This is a genomic window from Streptomyces sp. W16, from assembly GCF_033194735.1.
GTDB lineage: Bacteria > Actinomycetota > Actinomycetes > Streptomycetales > Streptomycetaceae > Streptomyces.
The window spans coordinates 1-26,299 of record NZ_JAWOAI010000024.1; the positions used below are offsets into that span (position 1 = coordinate 1).

Annotated in this window: 22 protein-coding genes, 1 pseudogene and 1 riboswitch; of the genes and pseudogenes, 10 read left to right on the top strand and 13 right to left on the bottom strand. The window is 68.3% G+C overall.

Annotated elements, in window-relative coordinates:
* From R6V09_RS05300 to R6V09_RS05315, 4 genes and pseudogenes are all read left to right on the top strand, one after another.
* Nucleotides 1-652, top strand: a pseudogene (locus R6V09_RS05300) (hypothetical protein); the annotation flags it as partial.
* A gap of 181 nt (nt 653-833) precedes the next feature.
* The gene (gene def, locus R6V09_RS05305) at nt 834-1,484 is read left to right on the top strand and encodes a peptide deformylase (protein ID WP_317880161.1); all 651 of its coding nucleotides are present in this window, start codon (nt 834-836) and stop codon (nt 1,482-1,484) included.
* Nucleotides 1,485-1,773: 289 nt separating this feature from the next.
* A complete protein-coding gene (gene cyc1 / locus R6V09_RS05310; RefSeq protein WP_327094907.1) occupies nt 1,774-2,871 on the top strand; it encodes an epi-isozizaene synthase in 1,098 nt (365 codons plus the stop codon).
* Nucleotides 2,868-4,238: a bifunctional albaflavenone monooxygenase/terpene synthase gene (locus tag R6V09_RS05315; RefSeq protein WP_317880162.1), complete on the top strand. Its 1,371-nt coding sequence runs from the start codon at nt 2,868-2,870 to the stop codon at nt 4,236-4,238. Before cyc1 ends, R6V09_RS05315 begins: the two co-directional genes overlap by 4 nt.
* A 16-nt stretch (nt 4,239-4,254) precedes the next feature.
* Here R6V09_RS05315 and R6V09_RS05320 read toward each other — a convergent pair whose 3' ends face one another.
* Entirely contained in the window at nt 4,255-5,217 is a 963-nt protein-coding gene (locus R6V09_RS05320) for a GlxA family transcriptional regulator (protein ID WP_317880163.1), read from the bottom strand.
* Between the two features lie 87 nt (nt 5,218-5,304).
* On the opposite strand from R6V09_RS05320, the gene R6V09_RS05325 reads away from it, so the two are divergent.
* The gene (locus tag R6V09_RS05325; protein WP_317880164.1) at nt 5,305-5,469 is read left to right on the top strand and encodes a hypothetical protein; all 165 of its coding nucleotides are present in this window, start codon (nt 5,305-5,307) and stop codon (nt 5,467-5,469) included.
* Here the strand turns inward: R6V09_RS05325 and R6V09_RS05330 are convergent.
* From R6V09_RS05330 to R6V09_RS05375, 10 genes are all read right to left on the bottom strand, one after another.
* Nucleotides 5,444-5,905 (bottom strand): hypothetical protein, encoded by a 462-nt coding sequence (locus R6V09_RS05330; RefSeq protein ID WP_317880165.1) that lies wholly within the window; start codon nt 5,903-5,905, stop codon nt 5,444-5,446. The genes R6V09_RS05325 and R6V09_RS05330 overlap by 26 nt on opposite strands.
* A gap of 126 nt (nt 5,906-6,031) precedes the next feature.
* Nucleotides 6,032-8,116 (bottom strand): putative Ig domain-containing protein, encoded by a 2,085-nt coding sequence (locus R6V09_RS05335; RefSeq protein ID WP_317880166.1) that lies wholly within the window; start codon nt 8,114-8,116, stop codon nt 6,032-6,034.
* 288 nt (nt 8,117-8,404) lie between these two features.
* Nucleotides 8,405-9,418 (bottom strand): ribonucleotide-diphosphate reductase subunit beta, encoded by a 1,014-nt coding sequence (locus R6V09_RS05340; RefSeq protein ID WP_317880167.1) that lies wholly within the window; start codon nt 9,416-9,418, stop codon nt 8,405-8,407.
* Nucleotides 9,418-11,850, bottom strand: coding sequence for a ribonucleoside-diphosphate reductase subunit alpha (locus R6V09_RS05345; protein ID WP_442809980.1), 2,433 nt, complete (start codon nt 11,848-11,850; stop codon nt 9,418-9,420). Before R6V09_RS05345 ends, R6V09_RS05340 begins: the two co-directional genes overlap by 1 nt.
* 100 nt (nt 11,851-11,950) lie before the next feature.
* Nucleotides 11,951-12,107: riboswitch (cobalamin riboswitch) on the bottom strand.
* A gap of 42 nt (nt 12,108-12,149) precedes the next feature.
* Nucleotides 12,150-12,656, bottom strand: coding sequence for a GNAT family N-acetyltransferase (locus R6V09_RS05350; protein WP_317880168.1), 507 nt, complete (start codon nt 12,654-12,656; stop codon nt 12,150-12,152).
* Nucleotides 12,657-12,763: 107 nt separating this feature from the next.
* On the bottom strand, nt 12,764-14,365 hold the full coding sequence (gene mctP / locus R6V09_RS05355) for a monocarboxylate uptake permease MctP (protein ID WP_317880169.1): 1,602 nt from the start codon (nt 14,363-14,365) through the stop codon (nt 12,764-12,766).
* Nucleotides 14,362-14,625, bottom strand: a complete 264-nt coding sequence (locus R6V09_RS05360; protein WP_317880170.1) for a DUF3311 domain-containing protein — start codon at nt 14,623-14,625, stop codon at nt 14,362-14,364. The genes mctP and R6V09_RS05360 overlap by 4 nt, the downstream gene beginning before the upstream one ends.
* Nucleotides 14,626-14,764: 139 nt before the next feature.
* Nucleotides 14,765-14,965 (bottom strand): YbdD/YjiX family protein, encoded by a 201-nt coding sequence (locus R6V09_RS05365; RefSeq protein WP_317880171.1) that lies wholly within the window; start codon nt 14,963-14,965, stop codon nt 14,765-14,767.
* Nucleotides 14,937-17,084, bottom strand: a complete 2,148-nt coding sequence (locus tag R6V09_RS05370; protein WP_317880172.1) for a carbon starvation CstA family protein — start codon at nt 17,082-17,084, stop codon at nt 14,937-14,939. Before R6V09_RS05370 ends, R6V09_RS05365 begins: the two co-directional genes overlap by 29 nt.
* Before the next feature lie 322 nt (nt 17,085-17,406).
* Nucleotides 17,407-18,171 (bottom strand): GntR family transcriptional regulator, encoded by a 765-nt coding sequence (locus R6V09_RS05375; RefSeq protein ID WP_019072168.1) that lies wholly within the window; start codon nt 18,169-18,171, stop codon nt 17,407-17,409.
* Nucleotides 18,172-18,480: 309 nt separating this feature from the next.
* Between R6V09_RS05375 and R6V09_RS05380 the strand changes: the two genes are divergently transcribed.
* The 4 genes from R6V09_RS05380 (at nt 18,481) to R6V09_RS05395 (ending at nt 23,234) form a co-directional block, all read left to right on the top strand.
* Nucleotides 18,481-19,767, top strand: coding sequence for an extracellular solute-binding protein (locus R6V09_RS05380; RefSeq protein WP_317880173.1), 1,287 nt, complete (start codon nt 18,481-18,483; stop codon nt 19,765-19,767).
* Nucleotides 19,768-19,866: 99 nt separating this feature from the next.
* Nucleotides 19,867-20,850, top strand: a complete 984-nt coding sequence (locus tag R6V09_RS05385; protein ID WP_317880174.1) for a carbohydrate ABC transporter permease — start codon at nt 19,867-19,869, stop codon at nt 20,848-20,850.
* Nucleotides 20,847-21,710, top strand: coding sequence for a carbohydrate ABC transporter permease (locus tag R6V09_RS05390; RefSeq protein WP_317880175.1), 864 nt, complete (start codon nt 20,847-20,849; stop codon nt 21,708-21,710). The genes R6V09_RS05385 and R6V09_RS05390 overlap by 4 nt, the downstream gene beginning before the upstream one ends.
* A 9-nt stretch (nt 21,711-21,719) precedes the next feature.
* Complete coding sequence (locus tag R6V09_RS05395) at nt 21,720-23,234, top strand: glycoside hydrolase family 3 protein (RefSeq protein WP_317880176.1); 1,515 nt, start codon at nt 21,720-21,722, stop codon at nt 23,232-23,234.
* A gap of 117 nt (nt 23,235-23,351) precedes the next feature.
* On the opposite strand, the gene nagB is transcribed toward R6V09_RS05395, so the two are convergent.
* The gene (gene nagB, locus R6V09_RS05400) at nt 23,352-24,137 is read right to left on the bottom strand and encodes a glucosamine-6-phosphate deaminase (protein ID WP_317880177.1); all 786 of its coding nucleotides are present in this window, start codon (nt 24,135-24,137) and stop codon (nt 23,352-23,354) included.
* A 224-nt stretch (nt 24,138-24,361) separates the two neighbouring features.
* Between nagB and R6V09_RS05405 the strand changes: the two genes are divergently transcribed.
* Nucleotides 24,362-25,432: an SIS domain-containing protein gene (locus R6V09_RS05405; protein WP_317880178.1), complete on the top strand. Its 1,071-nt coding sequence runs from the start codon at nt 24,362-24,364 to the stop codon at nt 25,430-25,432.
* Nucleotides 25,433-25,442: 10 nt separating this feature from the next.
* Here the strand turns inward: R6V09_RS05405 and R6V09_RS05410 are convergent, their stop codons facing one another.
* Nucleotides 25,443-26,195 (bottom strand): SDR family oxidoreductase, encoded by a 753-nt coding sequence (locus R6V09_RS05410; protein ID WP_317880179.1) that lies wholly within the window; start codon nt 26,193-26,195, stop codon nt 25,443-25,445.
* Between the last annotated feature and the right edge of the window lie 104 nt (nt 26,196-26,299).

The following is a 26,299-nucleotide window of genomic DNA, read 5'->3' on the forward strand; positions in this document are numbered from 1 at the left end:
GTACGGGCTGCGGGTGCCGGGCGGGGTCACCGCGGCGGGCGAACCGGCCGGGATGGACCTCGGCAGCGCGGCCGTACGGCTCTCTCCCGAGGGGGAGGCCGAGGTCGTGTGGGGGCGGCGGCTGGATCCGGCGCGGATCGAGGTGCTGTCCATCCCGCTTCCCTCGTCCGGGCGACGCTGGGGTGAGGTCGTGCTGCACGACGGGGTGCCGCACGGGGAGCGGACCACGGCGGCCGGGCACTCCTACCCCGTGTTCGACGAGATCGAGCTGTGGGCGCCGTCGCCTGTGCCGACGTGGGTGGTGCTGCTTGAGGCTGCCGCCGAGGCCGACCGGGATGCGTTGGAGCAGCTGGCGGCTGACGCCGGGTTCGCGGCGGAGGACTGGTCGTCTTCCGTGCGGTTGCTGTGTCGGATGTGTTCTGAGTCCCGGATGCCTTCGGATGAGGGTGACGGGGAGCATCTTGATCCGCATGATCACAGTGAGCCGGGGCATCCTGGGCCGCTCGGTCATCGGACGGATGGGCAGTTGTGGGTGCCGGAGCGGGAGTGTGGGTTGGCTGCGCCCGCGTCGCTGGTTCGGGGGTTGTTGGACGGGTGGGTTGCCGATAGCCCTGACTCTCGGGACTGGCGGGACTTGGAAGAGGTCTGCTGAGGTCGTTGGTCGGGTGCGGGCCCGTTGTGGCTGGTCGCGCAGTTCCCCGCGCCCCTTAAAAGACAGGGCGTTGTCGGTGGTCGCCCGCATATGAGCACAGCCCCGCGTCCCTATGGGGCGCATCCACGTACCCTGTATCAGCAACTTCACCCCCTTGGTTTTGAGGAAGGCGTTCGTCGGCATGGCGCAGCAGGACACCGATCAGCAGCACGCGGGCGTGCTTCCCGTGGACGACGAGGGGTTTGTCGTCGATACCGAGGGGACCGAGGAGCGTGAGGCGGCCTGGCGGGAGCGGGGGGTCTCGCGGGCGATCACGGTCGTCGGGAATCCGGTGCTGCACAAGGAGTGCGCGGACGTCACCGAGTTCGGTGCGGAGCTGGAGACGCTGGTGGCGGACATGTTCGCCTCGCAGCGCACCGCCGAGGGTGTCGGCCTGGCCGCCAACCAGATCGGCGTCGGCCTGAAGGTCTTCGTCTACGACTGCATGGACGACGAGGGCAAGCGGCACGTCGGTGTCGTCTGCAATCCGAAGCTGGTCGACCTGCCTGCCGACAAGCGGCATCTGGACGAGAGCAACGAAGGGTGTCTGTCCGTGCCGACCGCGTATGCGCCGCTCGCGCGGCCCGACTACGCCGAGGTCACCGGGCAGGACGAGCGGGGCAACCCGATCAAGATCCGCGGCACCGGCTACTTCGCTCGGTGTTTGCAGCACGAGACCGACCACCTCTACGGCTACCTCTACATCGACCGGCTCTCCAAGCGCGACCGCAAGGACGCGCTGCGGCAGATGGCCGAGAACGAGCCCCGCTACCCCGTGGTCGCCAACGACTGAGTCCCAGAGACGATCACAACTCCCTTACGTACGGCGTCTGTTCAGGTGCAACTCCCTGACCAGGCGCCGTTCGCATGTCCCTCGCACATTCGATCGTTTCTGCTCTTGTAGTGATCCAAAATCAGTCACACGAGGATGGATTCTCGACGCTTGGGGGTAGTGAAGGGAGCAAATCCGTTCCCAGAACGGTCAGTTGTGGTGCTGAATGGGAAGTGCGGGGATACGCAACGGCGCACGCCCGGCACGGCGGGAGGGGCGTGTGCAACTGGCGGCTGAGAGGGGTTTGTTCGTGCCTGCTTTCTCACACAGCACCACAACGGCATCGACGTCGGCATCGACGGCGATCGCGGTTCCACCATCGCTCTCTCTCCCGGTGATCGAGGCGGCGTTTCCCCGGCGACTGCACCCGTATTGGCCGAGGCTCCAGGAGAAGACACGTGCCTGGCTGCTGGAAAAACGTCTCATGCCGGCGGACAAGGTAAGGGAATATGCCGACGGTCTTTGCTACACGGACTTGATGGCCGGGTACTACTTGGGTGCACCGGACGAGGTGCTCCAGGCGATAGCGGACTACAGCGCGTGGTTCTTCGTCTGGGACGACCGCCATGACCGGGACATCGTGCACGGCCGGCCCGACGCCTGGCGGCGGCTGCGGTTCCGGTTGCACGCCGCACTGGACTCACCACGTCACCACCTGCTTCACCCGGATCCCCTGGTCGCGGGGTTCGCCGACACCGTGATGCGGATCTACTCGTTCCTCCCTGCCACCTGGAACGCGCGGTTCGCCCGGCACTTCCACGCGGTGATCGAGGCCTACGACCGGGAATTCCGCAACCGCACCGAGGGGACCATTCCCACGGTCGAGGAATATCTCGCACTGCGCCGGCTCACCTTCGCGCACTGGATCTGGACGGACCTGTTGGAGCCGAGCGCGGGCTGCGAACTCCCGGACAGCGTAAGGAAACACCCGGGATTTCGACGGGCGGCACTGCTCAGTCAGGAATTCGCCGCCTGGTACAACGACCTCTGCTCCCTCCCCAAGGAAATCGCGGGCGACGAGGTCCACAATCTCGGAATCAGTCTCATCAAACACGAGGGGCTGACTCTTGAGGATGCGGTCGCCGAAGTGAGGCGCCGGGTCGAGGAATGCATTGCCGATTTCCTCGGCGCGGAACAGGAGACCTTACTTCTTGCCGAGCGGCTCGACGACGGCACCGTACACGGAATGGAATTGAGCGCCGCCGTACGGTCCTGTCTCGGCAATATGCGGAACTGGTTCAGTTCCGTCTACTGGTTCCACCACGAGTCCGGCCGTTACATGGTCGACAGCTGGGACGACCGGTCCACACCCCCGTACGTCAACAACGAAGCGGCAGGTGAGAAATGACCGTCGAGTCTGTGAAGCCCGCGCCCCCCGAGGCGCCGGAACTGCTGGAGCCGCCCGTCGCGGGCGGCGGAGTACCGCTGCTCGGCCATGGCTGGAAGCTGGTCCGCGACCCGCTGGCCTTCATGGCCCGACTCCGCGACCACGGCGAGGTCGTACGGCTCCGCCTCGGCCCCAAGACGGTGTACGCCGTCACCGCGCCGGCCCTCACCGGGGCCGTCGCGCTGAGCCCCGACTACATCATCGCGGGCCCGCTGTGGGAGTCCCTGGAGGGACTGCTCGGCAAGGAGGGGGTGGCCACCGCCAACGGGCCCACCCACCGGCGTCAACGGCGCATCATCCAGCCCGCGTTCCGGCTCGACGCGATCCCCGGCTACGGGCCGATCATCGAGGAGGAGGTGCACGCGCTCACCGAGCGCTGGCGGCACGGCGGGACGATCGACTGCACCTCCGAGGCCTTCCGGGTCGCCGTGCGGATCGCGGCCCGCTGTCTGCTGCGCGGCGACTTCATGGACGAGCGCGCCGAACGGCTGTGCACCGCCCTCGCCACCGTCTTCCGGGGCATGTACCGGCGGATGGTCGTCCCGGCCGGACCGCTCTACCGGCTGCCCCTTCCGGCCAACCGCGAATTCGACCGGGCGCTGGCCGATTTGCATCTCCTCGTCGACGAGATCGTCGCCGAACGCCGGGCATCTGGTCAAAAGCCGGACGATTTGCTGACAGCGCTGCTGGAGGCGACCGACGAGAATGGCGAGCCGATCGGGGAACAGGAGATCCACGACCAGGTCGTCGCGATCCTCACCCCCGGAAGTGAAACCGTGGCGTCCACGATCATGTCGCTGCTCCAAGTCCTGACCGAACACCCGGAACACACCGACAAGGTATGTGCGGAAGTTGAATCCGTGACGGGCGGACGCCCGGTGGCATTCGACGACGTCCGCGCGCTCACCCACACCAACAATGTCCTCGTCGAGACGTTGCGCCTGTGGCCCGCCGTATGGATATTGACGCGACGGGCGGTCACCGACACCGAACTGGGCGGCTATCGGATTCCGGCCGGGGCCGACATCATCTACAGCCCCTACGCGATCCAGCGCGACCCGCGTTCGTATGCGCACAACCTGGAGTTCGACCCCGACCGCTGGCTTCCGGAACGGTCCAAGGAAGTACCGAAGTTCGCCATGAGCCCGTTCAGCGTGGGCAACCGGAAGTGTCCCAGCGACCACTTCTCGATGGCTCTGCTGAGCCTGTTCACGGCGGCGGTGGCGGCGAGGTACCGCTTCGAGCTGGTGTCCGGCTCCTACGACACCACTCGCGTCGGCATCACCCTCCACCCGCACCGGCTGATGCTCAGGCCGATCCCCAGGTGAGACGACAGGCGTGCGTTCAGGCGGCTTCCGGGCCCCTGAACGTGCGCCGGTAGGCGTTCGGAGTGGTACCCAGGGCGCGGACGAACTGGTGGCGCAGGGCGGGTGCGGTGCCGAAGCCGGCGCGCCAGGCGATCGCGTCCATCGTCTCGTCCGTCCCCTCCAGCAACTGCTGTGCCAGCAGCACCCGTTGACGCAGGATCCAGCGGTACGGCGTGGTCCCGGTCTCCTGCTGGAAACGGCGGGCGAAGGTCCGCGGTGACATGAGGGCGCGGGCGGCGAGCTGTTCGACGGTGACCTCCTGGTCGAGGTGCTCCGCCATCCACACCAGCACCTCGCCCACCGTGTCGCACTGCGAGCGCGGCAACGGCCGCTCGATGTACTGGGCCTGACCCCCGTCGCGGTGCGGCGGTACGACCATCCGCCGGGCGATGGCGTTGGCGACCTCCGGCCCCTGCTCCTTGCGCACGATGTGCAGACAGGCGTCGATACCGGCCGCGGTACCGGCGGAGGTGATCACGGGACCCTCGTCGACGTACAGCACATCGGGCTCCACGACGACCTTCGGATACCGCCGGGCCAGCAGCTCCGCGTGATGCCAGTGCACCGCGCACCGCCGCCCGTCCAGCAGCCCGGCGGCGGCCAGCACGAACACACCCGAGCAGACGCTGAGCACCCGGGCACCCCGGTCCACGGCCCGCCGCAGCGCGTCGAGCAATGCCTCCGGGTACTCCCGCGCCGCATAGGTCGCACCCGCCGGTACCGCGATCAGGTCCGCGCTCTCCAGCCGCTCCAGCCCGTGCTCGACGGCCAGCGAGAAGCCCGCATGGGTGGCGAGCGTCGGGCCCTCGGCCGAGGCGACCGCGAAGTCGTAGACCGGCAGGCCCTCGTCGCTGCGGTCGAGGCCGAACACCTCGCAGACGACGCCGAGTTCGAAGGGGTGCACTCCGTCGAGCAGGACCACGGCCACGTTTTTCAGCATGCTCCCAGTGTGCGCCGGATGTGGCAGTAAATCGAGGGTGTACGGCAGTCCTGCCACTCACGGTAAGGAGTCAAAAGGACGAGACTCATGTCCATGAACGCAGCCGTGGACAACCTCATCGCCCTCATCGCCGTCGTCGCCGCCTTCGTGGCCGTGACCTTCCCGTCGCTGCTCGGCATCGCGCACGACCGGCGCATCGACCGTCAGATCCGGACCGCCCACCGGATCATGACTTCGTCACCACGACGGTGACCGACCACTCCTGAATGCCCTTGCACGAGATCTTGTGCGGGGCGGTCGCGCACAGCGGCCGGGACGACGTGAGCTTCACGGTCCCGGCCGAGACCGCCTTGAACGCGTTGCTCGCGTCGCCGGGCCGGATCAGGATCCCGCTGTTGGTGGCCTCCAGGGCGCTGCCGGCGGTCTTGACCTGCGCCCACGGCCGGGACGCCGTCCCGTCCAGCAGGATCCGGACCGTGCTGCCGGTCGTGAGGCAGAACGTGCCGTTGGTGTCGGTGGCGGCGAGGGTCTCCTTCGCCGCGCAGGCCGACTTGCTCTTGCTGGGCGTGGGGGACGAGGACGGCGACACACTGCCGCTGCCGGTGTCGGACTTCGTGCCGCCGCAGCCCGTGAGGGCGAGTGCCAGGGTGGCGACGGCGAGGGACGGAGCGAGGATGGATCGACGCATGGGGGGCCTCCTTGCCCCTTTGACGTGTCACGGACGCATCCGGATCCGCCATGAGAAGTGAAGTATTCGTGGACATGACAGAGCCCCGGCCGCTGCGAGACGGCCGGGGCTCAGCTCATGAGGAGGTCAGCTGGTCGTCACGGCGGTGTCGTCGACGACGAAGCTGGTCTGCAGGGAGGAGTCCTCGACTCCGCTGAACTTCAGCGTGACGGTCGAGCCGGCGAAGGCCGACAGGCTGAAGGACTTCGCGACGTACCCGCTGGCCGCGTTGAGGTTGGAGTAGGTGGCCAGGGTGGTCGATCCGGCGGTGACCGTCAGCTTGTCGTAAGCCGTGCTGGTGCTGGTCTCCGCGGTGTCGATGTGCAGGTAGAAGGTGAAGGTCGTGCCCGTGCAGCCGCTCGGGACGGTCACCGACTGGGACAGCGTGTCGGTGTGGGTCGAGCCGTAACCGTCGAGCCACGCGTAGTACGAGCCCGCGTGCGCGGCCTCACTGCTGGAGTTGGTGATGACCCCGCTGCTTGCGGTCCAGGTCGTGTTGCCCGACTCGAAGCCCGCGTTGCCCAGCAACTGGGACGAGGTGCAGGAGCCGCCGCCGGAGGTGCTGACCGTCCAGGTGAAGGAGGCCGAACCGGAGGCGCCGGTGGAGTCGGTCGCGGTCACCGTCACGGCGTAGGTGCCGGCGGTGGACGCGGTGCCGGAGATCAGACCGGTCGAGCTGCTGATCGACAGCCCGGTCGGCAGCCCGCTCGCGCTGTAGGTGAGGGTCGCGCCCGCGCTGTCCGAGGCCGAGATCTGCAGACTGGCCGTGGAACCGGTCGCGGTGGACTGGCTGCCCGGGTTGGTGACGGTCACCGTGTTGCCGGTCGTGGTGCCGGCGGTGAAGGCGGCGGTGCCGTCGGGGGTGCCCCAGCCGGTCGGGCCGTCGTAGCCGGTCTCGGCGGTGCAGAAGTACGCCGTCGAGCAGGAGCCGTTGTTGCCGCTGGTGACGTCGTACAGGTTGCTGGTGTGGGAGTAGGGGTACTTCGCCGGGTAGTCGCTGGTGCCCGGGGTGCCGGCCAGCGCGTAGACGCCCGCGATGATCGGGGACGAGGCGCTGGTGCCGCCGTAGACCGCCCAGCCGGAGCCGCCGTAGGTGTCGTAGACGGCCACGCCGGTGGCGGGGTCGGCGACGGCGGAGACGTCGGCCTCCATGCGCTTGGTGCAGCCCGTGTCGGTCTGCCAGCTCGGCTTCGCGTCGTAGGCGGAGCAGCCGGAGCCGCCGCCCTCGGTGCTGCTCGTCTTCCACACGGACTCGGTCCAGCCGCGGGTGTTGGAAGAGGTGGACAGCGCGGTGCCGCCAACTGCCGTCACGTACTGGGACGTTGCCGGGTACTCGGCGCCGTAGGCCTCGTCACCGGAGGAGACGGTGATCGCGACGCCCGGGTGCTTGAAGTACGAGGTGTCCTCGGAGGTCTGCGAGGAGGACTCGGAGCCGCCCCAGCTGTTGGAGACGAACTTCGCGCCCAGGGCGACGGCCTCGTTCTCGGCGGCGCCGAGGTTGGCGTCGGTGGCCGAAGTGGCCTCCACCAGAATGATGTTGCAGTTCGGGCAGACCGCGCTGACCATGTCGATGTCGAGCGCTTCCTCGCCCGCCCAGCCGGTGTCGTTCGTCGGCAGGGACGTGGTCGAGCCGGTCTGGCTGACCTGCTTGAAGCAGCCGCTGGCCACGGTGCAGGCCGACAGACCGAAGTTGGAGCGGTAAGTGGCCAGGTCCGAGGCCGCGTTGGGGTCGTTGTACGCGTCGACCACGGCGACCGTGAGGCCGGAGCCGCCGGTCGAGGGGAGCGCGTACGCGCTGTGCAGGTTGGCCGGGCTCAGCCCGGACACCGCGGCGGCGGCGTCCGCGTGCACGGCGGAGGCCAGCTGCTGCTTGATGTCGGTACGCCGCTGGGCGAAACATGCCGCCGAACCGGGGGCCGCGGTCGCGCACAGGTGCTCGGTCGGCACCTTCTGCCCGGCCTTGCCGGTCGAGTGGACTGCCTGGGCCGCGGGGGCGGTCAGGGCCTTGGAGTTCTGGGTGACCTTGGAGACCTGGGCGGACTGGGCGACTGTCTGGGCGGTGGGCTGCGCGTCGGCGGGGGAGGCCGCCACGAGCCCGAAGACGCTGAGGGTGAGGGCGGGTATGGCGGCGGTCAGCAGTCTTCGCAGACTCCGTCTGGGCTTCTCACGCATGGGGTACTGCCTCCATCGTTGGAGTGGGGTCCTCGGCGTGGTGGCAGGCCTGTGACGCGCGTAGCGGCGGCAGATGACGTCGTCATGGGCATGACACTTTGAGCGTCCTGTGGGGCACTGGTGAGTGACATGAACAGGACGGGCAGAACGTAGCTGGGCCGACGAGACCGCGAACAGACGCACCCCATGAACTTTGCCGCTCCATAGAAACTCCATGGACGACCCATGGAAGCTCCATGGGTCGTCCGCGAAGTAAGAGGCAGATAAAGGGCGTCGAGGGGGGTGGGGCTAGAAGTCCTCGTCCAGGTCGACCGTGCCCGCCACGGCCACCTGGTACGCCGACGGGCGGCGCTCGAAGAAGTTGGTCAGCTCCTGCACACCCTGCAACTCCATGAAGGAGAAGGGGTTTTCGGAGCCGTAGACCGGAGCGAAGCCCAGCCGCTGGAGGCGCTGGTCCGCCACACACTCCAGGTACTGGCGCATCGAGTCGGTGTTCATGCCCGGCAGACCCTCACCGCACAGATCACGCCCGAACTGCAGCTCCGCCTCGACGGCTTCGCGCAGCATGTCGGTCACCTCCTGCTGGAGCTGGTCGTCGAAGAGCTCCGGCTCCTCCTTGCGCACGGTGTCGACCACCTCGAAGGCGAAGCTCATGTGCATGGTCTCGTCGCGGAACACCCAGTTGGTGCCGGTCGCAAGACCGTGCAGGAGGCCCCGGCTGCGGAACCAGTAGACGTACGCGAACGCGCCGTAGAAGAACAGCCCCTCGATGCACGCGGCGAAGCAGATCAGGTTGAGGAGGAAGCGGCGGCGGTCGGCCTGGGTCTGGAGGCTGTCCAGCTTCTCGACCTCGTTGATCCACTTGAAGCAGAACTCGGCCTTCTCGCGGATGGAGGGGATGTTCTCCACCGCGTCGAAGGCGGCGGCCCTGTCCTCCGGGTCGGGGAGGTAGGTGTCGAGGAGCGTCAGGTAGAACTGGACGTGCACGGCCTCCTCGAAGAGCTGACGGCTCAAGTAGAGCCGCGCCTCGGGGGAGTTGATGTGCTTGTACAGCGTCAGCACGAGGTTGTTCGCCACGATCGAGTCGCCCGTCGCGAAGAACGCGACCAGTCGCCCGATCATGTGCTGCTCGCCCGGCGACAGCTTCGCGAGGTCGGAGACGTCCGAGTGGAGGTCGACCTCCTCGACGGTCCAGGTGTTCTTGATCGCGTCCCGGTAGCGCTCGTAGAAGTCCGGGTAGCGCATGGGGCGGAGGGTCAGCTCGAAGCCCGGGTCGAGGAGGTTCTTTTCGGTGGAGCTCATTACTGGCAGGCCTCGCAGGACTCGGGGTTTTCCAGGGAGCAGGCGACCGCGTCTTCGTCGGGCGTCAACTGCTGTACGGGGACGGTGGGTTGGGCTTGGGCCTGGGCCGCGCGGGCGATGCGGGTCGCCGGGCGCGAGCGCAGGTAGTACGTCGTCTTCAGGCCCTGCTTCCAGGCGTACGCGTACATCGAGGAGAGCTTGCCGATCGTCGGCGTCTCCAGGAACAGGTTCAGGGACTGGGACTGGTCCAGGAACGGGGTGCGGGCGGCGGCCATGTCGATCAGGCCGCGCTGCGGGATCTCCCAGGCCGTCCGGTACAGGGCGCGCACGTCGGCCGGGATCCAACTGAAGCCCTGCACCGAGCCGTTGGCGTCGCGCAGCGCCTCCCGGGTGCGGGCGTCCCACACGCCGAGCTGCTTCAGCTCGTTCACCAGGTACGAGTTGACCTGGAGGAACTCGCCGGACAGCGTCTCGCGCTTGAACAGGTTGGACACCTGCGGCTCAATGCACTCGTACACGCCCGCGATCGAGGCGATGGTGGCGGTGGGCGCGATCGCCAGCAACAGGCTGTTGCGCATGCCGACTTGGGCGATACGTTCCCGCAGCGCGGCCCAGCGCTCCGGCCAGTTCAGCTCTACGTCGTAGTGGTCGGGGTGCAGGACACCCCGGGCCGTACGGGTCTTCTCCCAGGCCGGCAGCGGGCCGTTGCGCTCGGCGAGGTCGGCGGAGGCCTGGTACGCGGCGAGCATGATGCGCTCGGCGATGCGCGTCGAAAGGGCCTGCGCCTGGGGGGAGTCGAAGGGGACGCGCAACTTGAAGAAGACGTCCTGGAGGCCCATCGCGCCCAGGCCGACCGGGCGCCAGCGGGCGTTGGAGCGGCCCGCCTGCTCGGTCGGGTAGAAGTTGATGTCGACGACACGGTCGAGGAAGGTGACGGCGGTGCGGACCGTCTCGTCCAGCCGCTCCCAGTCCAGCTCACCATTGGTGACGAACGCGCCCAGGTTCACCGAACCCAGGTTGCAGACCGCCGTCTCGCCGTCGTCCGTGACCTCCAGGATCTCCGTGCAGAGGTTCGAGGAGTGCACGGTGTGGCCCGGCTCGGCCGTCTGGTTGGCGGTGCGGTTGGCCGCGTCCTTGAAGGTCATCCAGCCGTTGCCGGTCTGCGCGAGGGTGCGCATCATGCGGCCGTAGAGGTCACGGGCCGGGATGGTCTTCTTGGCCAGGCCCTGCGCCTCCGCCTTGCGGTAGGCCGCGTCGAACTCGTCGCCCCACAGGTCGACCAGCTCGGGCACGTCGGCCGGCGAGAACAGCGACCAGATGCCGTCCTCGTTCACCCGGCGCATGAACTCGTCCGGGATCCAGTGCGCCAGGTTCAGGTTGTGCGTACGGCGGGCGTCCTCACCGGTGTTGTCCCGCAGTTCCAGGAACTCCTCGATGTCGGAGTGCCAGGTCTCCAGGTACACGGCGGCGGCACCCTTGCGCCGGCCGCCCTGGTTCACCGCGGCGACCGAGGCGTCCAGCGTCTTCAGGAACGGGACGATGCCGTTGGAGTGCCCGTTCGTGCCGCGGATCAGCGAACCGCGGCTGCGGATGCGGGAGTACGAGAGTCCGATGCCACCGGCGTGCTTCGAGAGGCGGGCGACCTGGTGGTAGCGGTCGTAGATGGAGTCCAGCTCGTCCAGCGGGGAGTCGAGGAGGTAGCAGGACGACATCTGGGGGTGCCGGGTGCCGGAGTTGAAGAGGGTGGGGGAGGAGGGGAGGTAGTCGAGGCGGCTCATCAGGCGGTAGAGCGCGGCTACTTCGTCCAGGGCGCGGGTGCTGTCGTCCTCCGCGAGACCGGACGCCACGCGCAGCATGAAGTGCTGGGGCGTCTCGATGACCTTGCGGGTGATCGGGTGGCGGAGCAGGTAACGGCTGTGCAGGGTGCGCAGGCCGAAGTAGCCGAAGCGGTCGTCGGCCTCCGTGTCGATCAGCGCGTCGAGGCGGGCCGCGTGCAGCGTCACGAACTCGGCGGTGCGGTCGGCGATGAGGCCCTCGCGGTGGCCCACGGCGACGGACTCGGTGAACGTCGTGACGCCCTGGGAGGCGGCCTCGGCGGCGATGCCGACCGTCAGCAGGCGGGCGGCGAGGCGGGAGTAGACGGGGTCCTCGGAGATGAGGCCGGCGGCGGCCTCCGTGGCCAGTTCGCGCAGTTCCGCCACGTCCGCGTGCGCGGACCGGCCGCGCAACGTGGCGGCGGCGACCCGGCCGGGGTCGGCGTCGGGAAGGTCGGCGGTCAGCTCGGTCAGGGTCCGCAGGATCGCGGCGCCGGGGCCGTCGGCTCCGGGAACGGTCGCTCCGGGAACGGCCGTACCGGGAATGGTGGTTCCGGTCGCTGCGTTCGCCTCGTTCGCCTGGGTCGCTGATGCCGGCTCTGCTGGCGCGATGGTCACGGTGGGGCTCTCCCTCGCTCGGCACAGGGCCTCGCTGAGGGCAGGCGGCAGTACACGAGCGCACGGGGCGTCGCGTCCACCGGCCCACTCCACGAGGCCCGGACGTCATGCGCCCTGGCCGGGTGGCCGGGCGCGCCGTCGGCAGGTCCTCGGACTGACCATGCGTGCATATGCACGTAAGTACACCGTTGCGGGACAGTTCCGGATTCGCACCGGATTCCCCTGCGGCGACAGCGAGCATGAGCATACATCTTGTGCCCGCCCGTCACGCCACCACCAGATGTTGTGTCGCGGTGGTTTCAGAGCGTCAGCTTGTAGGTGAGCAGAGTGAGATCGTCCAGATGCGGCACGGGATTCCAGTCCCGGTCGGGTGTGCGGACGAAACCCAGGCGTTCGTAGATGCGGTGGGCCGCGTGCATCGAGCTCTGGGTCGACAGGACGATGGCTGTGCAGGCTTCTGTGGCTCGGGCGCGGTCGATGCAGGCGCGTACCAGGGTCTCGCCCGCACCACGGCCTCGGGCGGCGCGGGCGACCGCGAGTGCGCGGATCTCTGCCTCGCCGGGGCGGGCGATGTCGGCCACGGGGCCGGGGCCTTGGACGAAGGTGACGCCGCCGAGGAGGTGGTCGCCGTCCATCGCGACGAGGACTTCGGCGGCTGCGGCCCGGCTTGCTACGTCCTTCAGTACGGGGAGGTACGGGTCGGTCTCGCCGTAGTCGAGTAGGCCATCTTCTAGGTAGGCCTGGGCTGTGAGGTTGCCGAGGGGGTCGTATTCGGTGGGGTCTGCTCGGCGGATGAGGATGTCCATGTAGGTGAGTGTGTACGAAAGCGGGCCGCCGATGGTCTTGCTTTTCGGCGGCCCGCTGCGGGTCGTGTGTGGCTGGTCGCGCAGTTCCCCGCGCCCCTTAGGTGGAGTCAGTGACCGGCGATCACGGGGAGCTCCTCCTTCACTCCCGGGTCGCCTGCGTCTGCCGTGTAGTCGCTGGGGTTTGTCTCGTCCACGCCCTCTGGGGCCTTGAGCGCCTTCAGTACGAACGTCAGCACCACCGTCACCACGACATTCAGTACGAATGCCGTCAGGCCGATGTAGCCGATCTCGCCGATGCCGGGGATCTTCTTGGACGAGCCGCCGAAGTGGTCCTGGGTCGGAGACGCCACCCCGTAGGCCGCCAACGTGCCGTAGATCATGCCGACCGCCCAGCCGGCCAGCAGGGCCCAGCGGTGGAACCAGCGGGTGAAGAGGCCGCCGACCAGGGACGGGAAGGTCTGGAGGATCCAGATGCCGCCGAGCAACTGGAAGTTGATCGCCACCGTCTTGTCCATCGTCAGGACGAAGGCCAGGGCGCCTACCTTCACCAGGAGCGAGACGATCTTCGAGACCTTGGTCTCCTGGGCCGGGGTCGCGTCCGGTTTGATGAAGTCCTTGTAGATGTTGCGGGTGAAGAGGTTCGCCGCCGCGATGGACATGATGGCCGCGGGGACCAGCGCTCCGATGCCGATCGCCGCGAAGGCCACGCCCGCGAACCAGTCCGGGAACATGTTCTCGAAGAGCTGCGGGATCGCCAACTGCCCGTTGGTGACCTTGACTCCGGCCGCGATCGCCATGAAGCCGAGCAGTGCGAGCAGGCCCAGCATCAGTGAATACAGCGGCAGGATCGTGGTGTTGCGGCGGATCACGTTGCGGCTCTTGGAGGACAGGGTCGCGGTGATCGAGTGGGGGTACATGAACAGGGCCAGTGCCGAGCCCAACGCCAGTGTGGCGTACGTCCATTGGCCCGCCGGTGCGGGGACCAGGCCGCCCGCTCCCGCCGCCTTGAACTTGGCGCCCGCCTTGCTGAAGATGTCGTCGAAGCCGCCGAGCTTGATCGGGATGTAGATGATCGCCACCGTGATCACGATGTAGATCAGCCCGTCCTTCACGAACGCGATCAGCGCGGGCGCCCGCAGGCCGGACGAGTAGGTGTACGCGGCCAGCACGGCGAACGCGATCAGCAGTGGCAGGTCCTTCACGAACCAGTTGGAGTTGGCGCTGCCGCCCACGCCCATGACGTCCAACACGGCCTGGATGCCGACCAGTTGGAGCGCGATGTACGGCATGGTCGCGAGGATGCCGGTGACCGCCACCGCCAGCGACAGCCCCTTCGAGCCGAAGCGTCCGCGCACGAAGTCGGACGTCGTCACATATCCGTGCTTGTGCGACACCGACCAGAGGCGGGGCAGGAACGTGAAGATGAGGGGGTAGACGAGGATCGTGTAGGGGACTGCGAAGAAGCCGGCCGCGCCCGCCGCGTAGACCGCCGCCGGGACCGCGACGAACGTGTACGCCGTGTAGAGGTCGCCGCCCAGCAGGAACCAGGTGACCCAGGTGCCGAACGACCGTCCGCCCAGGCCCCATTCGTCGAGGCTCTGCTCGCTGTCGGCCCGGCGCCAGCGGGCGGCCAGGAAGCCCAGGACGGTGACGGCCAGGAAGAAGAAGATGAAGACGCCGAGAGCGACGCCGTTCACGCCGTCGTTCACCGGTTGCCTCCGTGGCGGGTGCGCTGGTCACGCTGCCAGAGCTTGTAGGCGGTCATGGTCAGCGCGGTCGAGATCAGCACCCACAGCATCTGGTACCAGTAGAAGAACGGGATGCCGATGAACGTGGGGTCGATCTTGGTGTAGGAGCCGACCCAGAGCAGCGCCACGAAGGGCGCCAGCAGGCAGACGGTGATGACGGCGCGGGCCGGTGTCACCAGGGGTGGTCCGGTTTCGGGCGGAACTTCGGGTACATCTGACATATCGCGGCTCCGTCACCTCAATGATCGCCTGTGTAACGCGCAGGCAATGTAGGTCACGGAATCACCGCAGCGAAAGACCCCGTCCGCATATCGGCATGTCGATTTAGTGAAGGCCCGACATCGGTGTCAACGGCAGGGGTCAGCAGCAGCGGAAGCCCTGCCTCGGGTCGGCCTCCTGGCGGTCCGTCCGCATCCGTTCGAAGTCGCGTCGGCTCGGGACCTCGGCGTCCGGGTGGTCCCGGCGTACATGCGCGACATACCGCTCGTACGCCGACTCGTCCGTCAACTCCCGGACATACCAGCGCACTCCGCTAGTCGCCCGCCTGAACGCCGACCACATCGCGTGCCGTCGCCTCCTCTTCCTTCTCCTCCCGGGTCGGGATCAGCCCGGCCGGTGCCACGATCTTCGACTCGACGTACGGTGTCTCGCTCAGTGTGGAGAGCGCTGGGCGGCGGACGTGTCGAACGCAGACGCGAAGGGCGTCCGCGATGACGACCACGACCAGCACCGCGAGAATGGCCGAAAGCACTCCGTCCACCGTGGAGTTGGTGACGACGGTGTGCATGTCGTCCATGTTCTTGGCGGGCGGCAGGACCTTGCCCGCGTCGATCGCGTCCTGGAAGACGGATCGCTGCTTGAAGAAGCCGACCTTCGGGTCGCTGGAGAACACCTTCTGCCAGCTCGCGGTCAGGGTGACCGTCGCGTCCCAGGCGAGCGGAACCCCGGTGATCCAGGCCCACTTGAGGCGCCCGGACTTCACCAGGAGGGTGGTGCAGACGGCCAGGGCGACGGCGGCGAGGAGCTGGTTGGAGATGCCGAAGATCGGGAAGAGCTGGTTGATCCCGCCGAGGGGTTCGTGGACGCCTACCCAGAGGAAGTAGCCCCAGAGTGCGCACACGATCGCGCTCGTCAGGGCCAGGCCCGGCTTCCAACTCACGTTCTTGAAGGGCCGGTAGACGTTCCCCAGCATGTCCTGGAGCATGAACCGGCCCACGCGCGTGCCCGCGTCCAGCGCGGTCAGGATGAACAGCGCCTCGAACATGATCGCGAAGTGGTACCAGAAGGCGCGCAGGCTCCCGCCGGTGACCTTGGCGAAGATCTCCGAGACGCCGACCGCGAGGGTGGGCGCCCCGCCGGTGCGGGACAGCAGGCTGGCCTCGTCGACGTTCTTCGCGGCCTGCGCGAGGTCGGCGGGGGAGATGTGGTAGCCCCAACTGCTCACCACCTGCGAGGCGTTCTGCACCGTTGTGCCGATCGCGCCCGACGGGGCGTTCATCGCGAAGTAGAGACCCGGGTCGATGATGCTCGCGGCGACCAGTGCCATGACGGCGACGGACGACTCCATCAGCATGGCGCCGTAGCCGATCATGCGGATCTGGGTTTCCTTCTGGATCATCTTCGGCGTCGTACCGCTCGATATCAGCGAGTGGAAGCCGGACAGGGCGCCGCAGGCGATCGTGATGAAGACGAACGGGAAGAGCGAGCCGGCGAAGACCGGGCCGTTGCCGTGCTTGGCGAAGTCGGTGACGGCGGGCATCTTCAGGGCGGGCAGGGCGACCACGACGCCGATCGCCAGCAGGGCGATGGTGCCGATCTTCATGAAGGTGGAGAGGTAGTCGCGCGGGGCGAGCAGGGTCCACACGGGCAGGATCGACGCGATGAAGCCGTACGCCACCAGCCAGATCACCAGCGTCGAGGGCGCGAGGGTGAAGGTGCCGGCCCAGGACGACTCGGCGACCCAGCGGCCCGCGACCAGGGCGAGCAGCAGCAGGGCCACGCCGATGAGGGAGACCTCGGAGACCCTGCCCGGGCGAAGTACCCGTAGATAGAAGCCCATCAGCAGGGCGATCGGGATGGTCATGCCGATGGAGAAGGTGCCCCAGGGCGAGGAGGCCAGCGCGTTCACGATGACCAGGGCCAGCACCCCGAGCAGGATGATCATGATGGCGAAGGTGGCGACCAGGGCCGCCGCGCCGCCGAAGGGGCCGATCTCCTCGCGGGCCATCTGCCCAAGTGACCTGCCGTCGCGACGAGTTGAGAAGAACAGCACCACCATGTCCTGGACCGCGCCCGCGAAGATGACGCCGACGATGATCCAGATCGTGCCGGGCAGGTAGCCCATCTGCGCGGCCAGTACGGGTCCGACGAGCGGTCCGGCGCCGGCGATCGCGGCGAAGTGGTGGCCGAGCAGGACGCGGCGGTCGGTGGGGTGGTAGTCGATGCCGTTGTCGAGGCGTTCGGCCGGAGTGGCCCGGGTGCCGTCGACCTTCAGGACCTTGTACGCGATGAACTTCGAGTAGAAGCGGTAGGCGATGGCGTACGAGCCGAGCGCGGCGGCGACCATCCAGGCGGCCGACACGTTCTCACCCCGCGCCAGCGCGAGTACGGACCAGCCCGCCGCGGCGACGAGCGCGACGAGGGTCCAGACGACGATGGTTCGGACGTTCGCGGTACGCACCGGGTGGTCCTCCCGTCCATGCGGCGACGGGAGGAACGTAGAGCAACCCGGGTAACTCTGTAAGTCCCCTAGGGCCTGTCCGGCGGATTCTGTCGCAGACGCGGGGTCTGGCACGCACTCCCCCACTGCCTTAAAGGCGTGGGGGGACCCCCAGCGGCGTTGTCGTCGGTCGCCGACTCCCCCACGCTCGAACAACCTCGCGCGGGGGGACCCCCATCGCGTCGACTCCCTCCTCCGCCTTGCAGCTGCACGCACCAGACCCCGCTCACCGGCGTCGATGGAGCACCGTTGCTTTCCTGCGACCGAATCCGCCGGACAGGCCCTAGTCCTGTGGACGCTTGAGTCGCGCCACGAACTTGTAGCGGTCCCCCCGGTACACCGATCGCACCCACTCCACCGGCTTGCCCTCCTTGTCGAGGGAGTGGCGGGAGAGCATCAGCATCGGGAGGCCGACGTCGGTGCTGAGGAGGCCGGCCTCGCGCGGGGTGGCCAGCGAGGTCTCGATGGTCTCCTCGGCCTCGGCGAGATGGACGTCGTAGACCTCGGCGAGCGCGGTGTAGAGGGACGTGTACTTGACCAGGGACCTGCGCAGGGCGGGGAAGCGCTTCGCGCTGAGGTGGGTGGTCTCGATGGCCATCGGTTCGGCGTTGGCCATGCGGAGGCGTTCGATGCGCAGGACCCGGCCGCCAGTGGTGATGTCGAGCAGGTCGGCAAGGGTGTCGTCGGCGGTGATGTAGCCGATGTCCAGGAGCTGCGAGGTCGGTTCGAGGCCCTGGGCTCGCATGTCCTCGGTGTACGAGGTGAGTTGGAGGGCCTGCGAGACCTTCGGCTTGGCGACGAACGTGCCCTTGCCCTGGATGCGTTCCAGGCGGCCCTCGACGACCAGTTCCTGAAGCGCCTGGCGGACGGTGGTGCGCGAGGTGTCGAACTCCGCGGCCAGGGTGCGCTCGGGCGGGACCGGGGTGCCTGGTGGCAACGTCTCCGTCATGTCCAGCAGGTGTTTCTTCAGGCGGTAGTACTTGGGCACACGCGCGGTGCGGACGGTAGCCCCACCCTCGTTCTCCGCACTGCTGACGTCGGTGCTCATGCTCCGCCTTTCCGGCTCCGGACAAGGGTCACTTCGTGATCCCTTCTGTATACCGTCGCGGTCGCTTTTGGTCTAGTCCACAAGGCCAAGTGGTCTAGCGGACGAGAGTACTCCGGCATGGTTGTTTTCGCTGCCTTCTTACTTAAAGGTTCCTGCATATGTAGGTCCTATAACGGCTGGTCAGGGGTGTTTCGGGGGCTCTTGACAGGCCCTGTGGTCTGGTCCAAGCTCCCGGTACTGGTCTACACCATTGGTTCAGGTCCCGGCTCTTGGGCGGGAGGTGTGGCAGGCATCCCTGAGGAGGGTGGCGTGAAGCGCAAGCTGATAGCCGCGATCGGTATCGCGGGCATGATGGTCTCCATCGCGGCGTGCGGGGGCAACGACGACAAGGACTCTTCGAAGAGCGGCGCCGACGCCAAGGAGCTGACCGTCTGGCTCACCGTCGACGCGCAGAACAACTGGCCCCAGCTGGTCAAGGCGGCCGACGCGGCCGTGCAGAAGGCGCACCCCGGCGTCAAGATCAAGCACGAGTACTACGGCTGGCCGGACAAGAACACCAAGCTCGACGCGGTCCTCGCCACCGACAAGGCCCCCGACGTGGTCGAGATGGGCAACACCGAGATGCTGAGCTACATGGTCAAGGGCGCCTTCGCACCCGTCGACCCTTCCAAGTTCACCAACTCCTCCGCCTGGCTGGACGGCCTCAAGGCCTCGGTCACCTACTCCGGCAAGACCTACGGCGTCCCCTACTACGCCGGTGGCCGCGTCGCCAACTGGCGCAGTGACATCGCCGCTTCGGCCGGCATCAAGAAGCCCCCGACGACGTACACCGAGCTGACCGCCGACCTGGACAAGATCCAGAAGAAGGAAGGCAGCAAGTTCAGCGCCTGGTACCAGCCCACCCGTGACTGGTACGCGGCCATGTCCTTCGTCTACGACGCCGGCGGCGCCATCGCCACCCAGTCCGGGGACCAGTGGAAGGCCAGCCTCTCCTCGCCCGAGTCCATCAAGGGACTCAACGAGTGGAAGTCGGTCATCGACAAGTACATGCACGGCGACAAGACCAAGGACGAGTCCGACCGTTACATCGTCTACGGCCAGGGCAAGGCGTCCATGATCTTCGCCGCCGCGTGGGAAGGCGCCAGCGCGGCCGACCCGAAGGTCGACAAGACCGGCGGCAAGCTGAAGACCAGCCTCGTCAACTTCGTGATGCCCGGCCCGTCCGGCAAGAACATGCCCGTGTTCCTGGGCGGTTCGGACCTGGCCGTCCCGGTCAAGTCCAAGGCGCAGGCGCTCGCCGCCGAGTGGATCAACGCCTTCACCGGTCCGTCCGGCCAGAAGGGCCTGATGGCCAAGGGCAACCTGCCCAACAACAAGACCGACCTCGCGACGCTGAAGAACGACCCCGCGACGGCGGTCCCGGCCACCGCGGCCGAGTCCAACTGGTTCGTCCCGATGGCACCGGGCTGGGGCCAGGTCGAGAAGGCTCAGGTCCTGCAGACCATGCTGCAGAACATCGGCACCGGCAAGCAGTCGGTCGAGGACGCCGCCAAGGCGGCCGACACCGCGATCGACAAGGTCATCAACGTCAAGTGATCTGAAGGCAGGGCCCTGTTGGACCCCCGCGGGTTCTTCGGGGCAGGGCCCTGCCTCACGTAAGGCCGTACGACCTGAGGGATCGCTGAGGAGCGCGCGATGAGTGCCGACACGACCACCCCCGCCAAGGTGCCGCCGCCGCGGCAGGCGCCCCCACCGCGCGTCTCCGACGCACCTCGCAGACGGCGGACAGCGAACGGCGCCGGGATTCCCTGGCTGCTGCTCGCCCCCTGTCTGCTCATCCTCGCCCTCGTCATGGGCTATCCGCTGGTCCGTCTGGTCACGCTGTCCTTCCAGACCTTCGGGCAGTCCCAGCTGTGGGGCTTCAAGCCCGCCGAGTGGGTCGGCTTCGACAACTTCTCGGGGGTCCTCGGCGACGGCGAGTTCTGGGGCGTCGTCGTCCGCACGATCGTCTTCGCGGCCGGCTCGGTCATCTTCACGATGGTCGCCGGCATGGCCCTCGCCCTGCTCCAGCAGAAGGTCTCCGGCTGGCTGAAGACGCTCATCAACATTGTCCTGGTGGCCAGTTGGGGCATGCCGGTGATCGTCGCGACCACCGTCTTCAAGTGGCTCTTCGACACGGACTACGGCGTCTTCAACGCCGTGCTCAGCAAGCTCCCCGGCGTCGACATGGTCGGCCACAACTGGTTCGCCAGCGGACCGCAGGGCCTCCTCGTCATCATGCTGCTGGTGGTGTGGGGCGCGGTGCCCTTCGTGGTGATCACCCTCAGCGCCGGACTCACCCAGGTCCCCCAGGAGCTGGAGGAGGCCGCCCGCCTCGACGGCGCCGGCGCGTGGGGCGTCTTCCGGTACGTCACCCTGCCCATCCTCAAGCCGATCATCGTGATGCTCACGACCCTGTCGGTGATCTGGGACATGGGTGTCTTCCCCCAGGTGTTCGTGATGCGCGGCGGTCACCCCGAGGCCGACTTCCAACTGCTCAGCACCTACTCGTACGACCGCGCGTTCGTCGTCAACGACTACGGACAGGGTTCCGCGATAGCCCTGGTCACGGTGGTGCTGCTGCTCGGTGTCGTCGCCGTCTACATGCGTCAGATGCTTCAGATCGGAGAGGTCGAATGAGCGCGCTCACGACCGACGCGCCCCGCAGGCCGACCGGCGGGCGCAAGAAGTCCAAGCTCGGCTGGAATCTCGTCGGCCTGCTCGTCTTCGTCGTCGTCGGCTTCCCCCTCTACTGGATGCTCGACACGGCGTTCAAACCGGCCAAGGACGCCATCGACCCGGACCCGAGCCTGCTGCCCACCGGCATCACGCTCGACAACTTCCGCCGGGCGCTGGACATCGCGGACTTCTGGGGCCCGGTCGGCCGCAGCCTCGTCGTGTCCCTGTCGGTCGTCGTGATCGGCATCATCGTCGGCCTGCTGGCCGCGCTCGCCATCTCCCGCTTCGCGTTCCGGGGCCGGAAGATCGTGATCGTCGGCATCCTCGCGGTCCAGATGGTCCCGCTGGTCTCGATGATCATCCCGGTCTTCCTGCTGCTGAACGACCTCGACCAGTACGACAAGCTCTCCGGCCTGATCATCACGTACCTGACCTTCATCCTCCCGTTCACGGTGTGGACCCTGCGCGGCTTCATCGTCAACATCCCGAAGGAGCTGGAGGAGGCGGCCATGGTCGACGGCTGCTCCCGCACCGGCGCCTTCATCCGGGTCGTCTTCCCGCTCCTGGCCCCCGGTATGGTCGCCACCTCGGTCTACGGTTTCATCCAGGCCTGGAACGAGTACCTGTACGCCCTCATGCTGCTCAGCCAGGAGCACCAGACGGCGACCGTCTGGCTCGGCAACTTCACCACCAAGCACGGCACCGAATACGCCCCGATGATGGCCGGCGCCACGATGATGGCCGTGCCGATCGTCGTCCTCTTCCTCCTCGTACAGCGCAAGATGGCCGCGGGTCTGACCGCCGGCGCTGTGAAGGGATAACGCCAACCGATGACGACATTCGCCAGCGGTACAGACACCCTGACGCGCGACGCCCTCACCGTCCTGCAGCCCGGCTTCCCCGGCACCACGGCCCCCGACTGGCTGCTCCGGCGCCTCGGCGAAGGCCTGGCCTCGGTGGGCCTGTTCGGCCGCAACATCGCGTCACCCGAGCAACTGTCTTCCCTGACCGCCCAGTTGAGGGCCGAACGGGACGACGTGCTGGTCGCGATCGACGAGGAGGGCGGAGATGTCACGCGCCTTGAGGTGCGCACGGGCTCCTCCTTCCCCGGCAACCACGCCCTCGGCGCGGTCGACGACGTGGACCTGACGCGGGCGGTGGCCCACGAACTGGGCCGCAGACTCGCCGCCTGCGGAGTGAACCTGAACTGGGCCCCCTCCGCCGACGTCAACTCCAACCCCTCCAACCCGGTCATCGGCGTCCGCTCCTTCGGCGCCGACCCGGAACTGGTCGCCCGCCACACCGCCGCCTATGTCACCGGCCTCCAGGCGGCGGGCGTCGCCGCCTGCACGAAGCACTTCCCGGGCCACGGCGACACGGCGGTCGACTCCCACCACGCGCTGCCGCGCATCGACGCGGAGTCGTCCGTCCTGGAGCGACGCGAACTCCTCCCGTTCCGCGCGGCCATCGCCGCCGGCACCCGCGCGGTGATGAGCGCCCACATCCTGGTCCCGACCCTGGACCCGGACCACCCGGCCACCCTCTCCCCGCACATCCTGACCGACCTCCTGCGCGGCCAACTCGGCTACGACGGCCTCATCGTCACCGACGCCATCGAAATGCAGGCCATCGCCGCCACCTACGGCATCGAACGCGGCAGCGTCATCGCCATCGCCGCCGGCGCCGACGCGCTCTGCGTGGGCGGCGGCCTCGCGGACGACGAGACGGTACGACGCCTGCGGGACGCCCTGGTGAGCGCGGTCCGCGCGGGCGAGCTCCCGGAGGAACGCCTGGCCGAAGCGGCGGAACGGGTACGGGGGTTGGCCCGATGGGCGGCCTCGGCGGCGGCGCCCGCCGCGGACGAGGGCGTCGCTCCCGCCGCGGACGTGACGCGCGTCGACATCGGTCTCGCCGCCGCCCGCCGAGCTCTCAGGGTCACCGCCACCGACCGCTTCAACCCCCTCACCGAACCGCCCTACGTCGCTCTCCTCACCCCCGTCGCCAACATCGCCGTCGGCGACGAGACGCCCTGGGGCGTGGCCGCGGAACTCGCCCGGCTCCTGCCCGGCACGGAGACGAACAGCTTCACCGGGGAGGACGAGGACGCCGCCGGTGCGGTCCTGACGGCGGCCGGGACGCGACGCGTCGTCGCCGTGGTCCGGGACGAACACCGTCACTCCTGGATGGCGTCCACCCTCGACACCCTGCTGGCAGCCCGCCCCGACACCGTCGTGGTCGAGATGGGCATACCGCAGGCCGCCCCCCGAGGCGCCCTCCACATCGCCACCCACGGCGCGGCCCGAGTCTGCGGTCGCGCGGCGGCGGAGGTCATCGCGGGGGCGTGACCGCGAGCCGGGGGAGCGCCCCCGACCCGGGGGAGCACCTCCGAATACACCGGTGCCGGGCCTTCCACGAGGGGGCCCGGCACCGGCACGTACGGGTGCGGAAGGGGAAGCCGAGCCTCAGATCCCCTGCCAGTCGGGCTTGTTGACGAACGTGTGCCGGAAATAGTCCGCGAGCTTCAGCTTGGACGCGGCGCCCTCGTCCACCACGACCGTCGCATGCCGGTGCAACTGCAGTGCCGACGCCGGGCACACCGCGGCGATGGGCCCCTCCACGGTCGCGGCGACCGCGTCCGCCTTGCCCTCGCCGGTCGCCAGCAGCACCAGGTGCCGCGCTTCCAGGATGGTGCCGATGCCCTGCGTGATGACGTGGTGCGGGACCTGCCCTATGTCGCCGTCGAAGAAGCGCGCGTTGTCCACCCGCGTCTGCTCGGTCAGCGTCTTGATCCGGGTCCGCGAGGCCAGCGACGAGCACGGCTCGTTGAACCCGATGTGCCCGTCGGTCCCGATCCCCAGTATCTGCAGGTCCACCCCGCCGGCCTCGCCCAACGCCCTGTCGTACGCCTCGCACGCCCCCTGTACGTCCTCGGCCGTCCCGTCCGGCCCGATGAACGAGTCCATCCCGACCCCGAGCGGCTCCAGCACCTCACGGCGCAGCACCGAGCGGTACGACTCCGGGTGCTCGGCGGGCAGCCCCACGTATTCGTCGAGCTGCGCGATCCGCGCCCGCGAGGTGTCCACGGCGCCGGCGCGGACCTTGGCCGCCAGCGCTTCGTAGATGGGCAGTGGCGTCGAGCCGGTGGCCACGCCCAGCAGGGCGTCCGGCTTGCGCCGGAGCAGCTGTGCCATGGCCTCGGCGATGAGCTCGCCGCCCGACTCGGCGTCCGGAACGATGACAACTTCCACGCTGGCCTGCCGTTCTGCAGAGGGGACTCGGGGAGCCCGGAGGAGCTGTGTGGTTTAGACCAATCCGCGCACCAATCTAACAGAGCCCGGTCCTACCTCCCAGAGTTCGCCGCCTGTCCGAAACCCGGTAACCGCCCAACAGAGGCACACCTCCGTCCGAGGGGGTGAAATGGACACCGCGGCCCCACCGCACCGCAATCGCGCCCAACCTCCGGAGGCCCCGCATGACCGCCACGACACCGACCCCCGAGAACGACGTACCGGGCCGGATCATGGCCCGCGAAACGGCCGAGCAGCCCGCCGTCCTGCGCCGCATCCTGGACGAGGGCGCCCCGCGCATCCGGCAGGTGGCGCAGGACGTGGCCGCCCGCAAGCCCCGCTTTGTACTGCTCACCGCCCGCGGCACCTCCGACAACGCCGCCCTGTACGCCAAGTACCTCCTGGAGATCCGCCTCGGTCTGCCCTGCGGACTCACCTCGATGTCGACCACCACGGCCTACGGCGCCCGCCCCGATCTGACCGACGTCCTCGTCGTCACCGTCAGTCAGTCCGGCGGCTCCCCGGACCTGGTGGCCTCGACCCGCGCCGCCCGCGAGGCCGGAGCGATCACCGTCGCCGTGACCAACAACCCGGACTCACCGCTGGCCGCCGTCTCCGAGTACCACATCGACATCATGGCCGGCCCGGAGAAGGCACTCCCCGCGACCAAGACGTATACGGCCTCCCTTCTCGCGCTCTATCTCTTCGTCGAGGGTCTTCGCGGCGGCGACGGCGCCGCGGCCAAGGCGCTGCCCGACCTCGCCGAACAACTGCTCGCCAGGCAGGACGAGGTCCGCACCCTCGCCTCCCGCTACCGCTTCGCCGAGCGCATGGTTATCACCTCCCGTGGTTACGGCTATCCCACCGCCAAGGAAGCCGCCCTCAAGCTGATGGAGACCAGCTACATCCCCGCCCTCGCCTACTCCGGCGCCGATCTTCTGCACGGCCCCCTCGCGATGGTCGACAACGTCTCCCCGGTCATCGCGGTCGTGACGGACGGCAAGGGCGGCGCCGCCCTTCAGCCCGTGCTCGACCGGCTGCGCGGCCGGGGCGCCGACCTGGTCGTCATCGGCCCGGCCGGCCAGGTCGAACAGGCCTCGGCCGGCTTCGTCCTGCCCGTCGAGGGCGTCCCCGAGGAACTCCAGCCCATCCTGGAGATCCTTCCGCTCCAGCTCCTCGCCTACGAGGTCACCATCGCCCGCGGCCAGGACCCGGACGCGCCCCGCGCCCTGGCCAAGGTGACGGAGACGCGCTGAGCACACGCCTCTATGTGAGGGAACCTCCTGTCGCGTCCACCCAACTCCCCGTGATCCACCGCCCGTCCTCGGACGCGAGGAACGCCACCACATCCGCCACGTCGGCGGTCTCTCCCACCCGCCCCAGGGCGGAGAAGGCCGCCGCCCGGGCCCAGCCGTCCTCGGTCCCGTGCAGCAACTCGGCGGTGTTGTCCGTGTCTATGAGGCCCGGCGCCACCGAGTTCACCGTGATGCCCCGGGGGCCGAGCACCTTGGACAGGTCCCGGGAGAAGACGTCCAAGGCGCTCTTGGTCATGGAGTACGCGATGTTGTGCGGCATCGCCGCGCTGCGGGCGAGCCCCGAGGAGATGTTGATGATCCGGCCGCCGTCGCGCAGCCGGCCCAGCCCGTGCCGGACGAGGAAGAACGGCGCCTTCACGTTCACCGCGAAGACCCTGTCGTACTCGTCCTCCCCTATCTCCTCGATCGGTGCCGACGACCCGATCCCCGCGTTGTTCACCAGGATGTCCAGCCCGTCCGCGTGCCGGTCGAACTCCGCCCAGAGCCGCTCGGCATCACCCGGCACACCCAGTTCCCCGCCGAGTGCGAACGCCGAGCCGCCCGCGCTCTCGATCGAGGCGACCACCTCCTTCGCCGCCGCCTCGCTCCTGCCGTAGTGCACCGCGACCCGCGCCCCGTCCCGCCCCAGCCGCTCCGCGATGCCGCGCCCGATTCCCCTGCCCGCACCCGTGACGAGTGCCGTCCTGCCAGCGAGCACACCCATGTCCACGCCCCTCCGCGTCTCTCCAGCGATTTCCCTAGCGGTCGCTACAGAAAAGACCGTACAACAGCCCACCGACATTTCTCTAGCAGTCGCTATACAATTCA

Excerpts from the sequence above, each read along its gene's own strand:
- def (WP_317880161.1), top strand. The coding sequence starts at position 834 with ATGGCGCAGCAGGACACCGATCAGCAGCACGCGGGCGTGCTTCCCGTG.
- R6V09_RS05315 (WP_317880162.1), top strand. The coding sequence starts at position 2,868 with ATGACCGTCGAGTCTGTGAAGCCCGCGCCCCCCGAGGCGCCGGAACTG.
- R6V09_RS05320 (WP_317880163.1), bottom strand. The coding sequence starts at position 5,217 with ATGCTGAAAAACGTGGCCGTGGTCCTGCTCGACGGAGTGCACCCCTTC.
- R6V09_RS05325 (WP_317880164.1), top strand. The coding sequence starts at position 5,305 with ATGTCCATGAACGCAGCCGTGGACAACCTCATCGCCCTCATCGCCGTC.
- R6V09_RS05330 (WP_317880165.1), bottom strand. The coding sequence starts at position 5,905 with ATGCGTCGATCCATCCTCGCTCCGTCCCTCGCCGTCGCCACCCTGGCA.
- R6V09_RS05335 (WP_317880166.1), bottom strand. The coding sequence starts at position 8,116 with ATGCGTGAGAAGCCCAGACGGAGTCTGCGAAGACTGCTGACCGCCGCC.
- R6V09_RS05340 (WP_317880167.1), bottom strand. The coding sequence starts at position 9,418 with ATGAGCTCCACCGAAAAGAACCTCCTCGACCCGGGCTTCGAGCTGACC.
- R6V09_RS05350 (WP_317880168.1), bottom strand. The coding sequence starts at position 12,656 with ATGGACATCCTCATCCGCCGAGCAGACCCCACCGAATACGACCCCCTC.
- R6V09_RS05360 (WP_317880170.1), bottom strand. The coding sequence starts at position 14,625 with ATGTCAGATGTACCCGAAGTTCCGCCCGAAACCGGACCACCCCTGGTG.
- R6V09_RS05365 (WP_317880171.1), bottom strand. The coding sequence starts at position 14,965 with ATGTGGTCGGCGTTCAGGCGGGCGACTAGCGGAGTGCGCTGGTATGTC.
- R6V09_RS05375 (WP_019072168.1), bottom strand. The coding sequence starts at position 18,171 with ATGAGCACCGACGTCAGCAGTGCGGAGAACGAGGGTGGGGCTACCGTC.
- R6V09_RS05385 (WP_317880174.1), top strand. The coding sequence starts at position 19,867 with ATGAGTGCCGACACGACCACCCCCGCCAAGGTGCCGCCGCCGCGGCAG.
- R6V09_RS05390 (WP_317880175.1), top strand. The coding sequence starts at position 20,847 with ATGAGCGCGCTCACGACCGACGCGCCCCGCAGGCCGACCGGCGGGCGC.
- R6V09_RS05395 (WP_317880176.1), top strand. The coding sequence starts at position 21,720 with ATGACGACATTCGCCAGCGGTACAGACACCCTGACGCGCGACGCCCTC.
- R6V09_RS05405 (WP_317880178.1), top strand. The coding sequence starts at position 24,362 with ATGACCGCCACGACACCGACCCCCGAGAACGACGTACCGGGCCGGATC.
- R6V09_RS05410 (WP_317880179.1), bottom strand. The coding sequence starts at position 26,195 with ATGGGTGTGCTCGCTGGCAGGACGGCACTCGTCACGGGTGCGGGCAGG.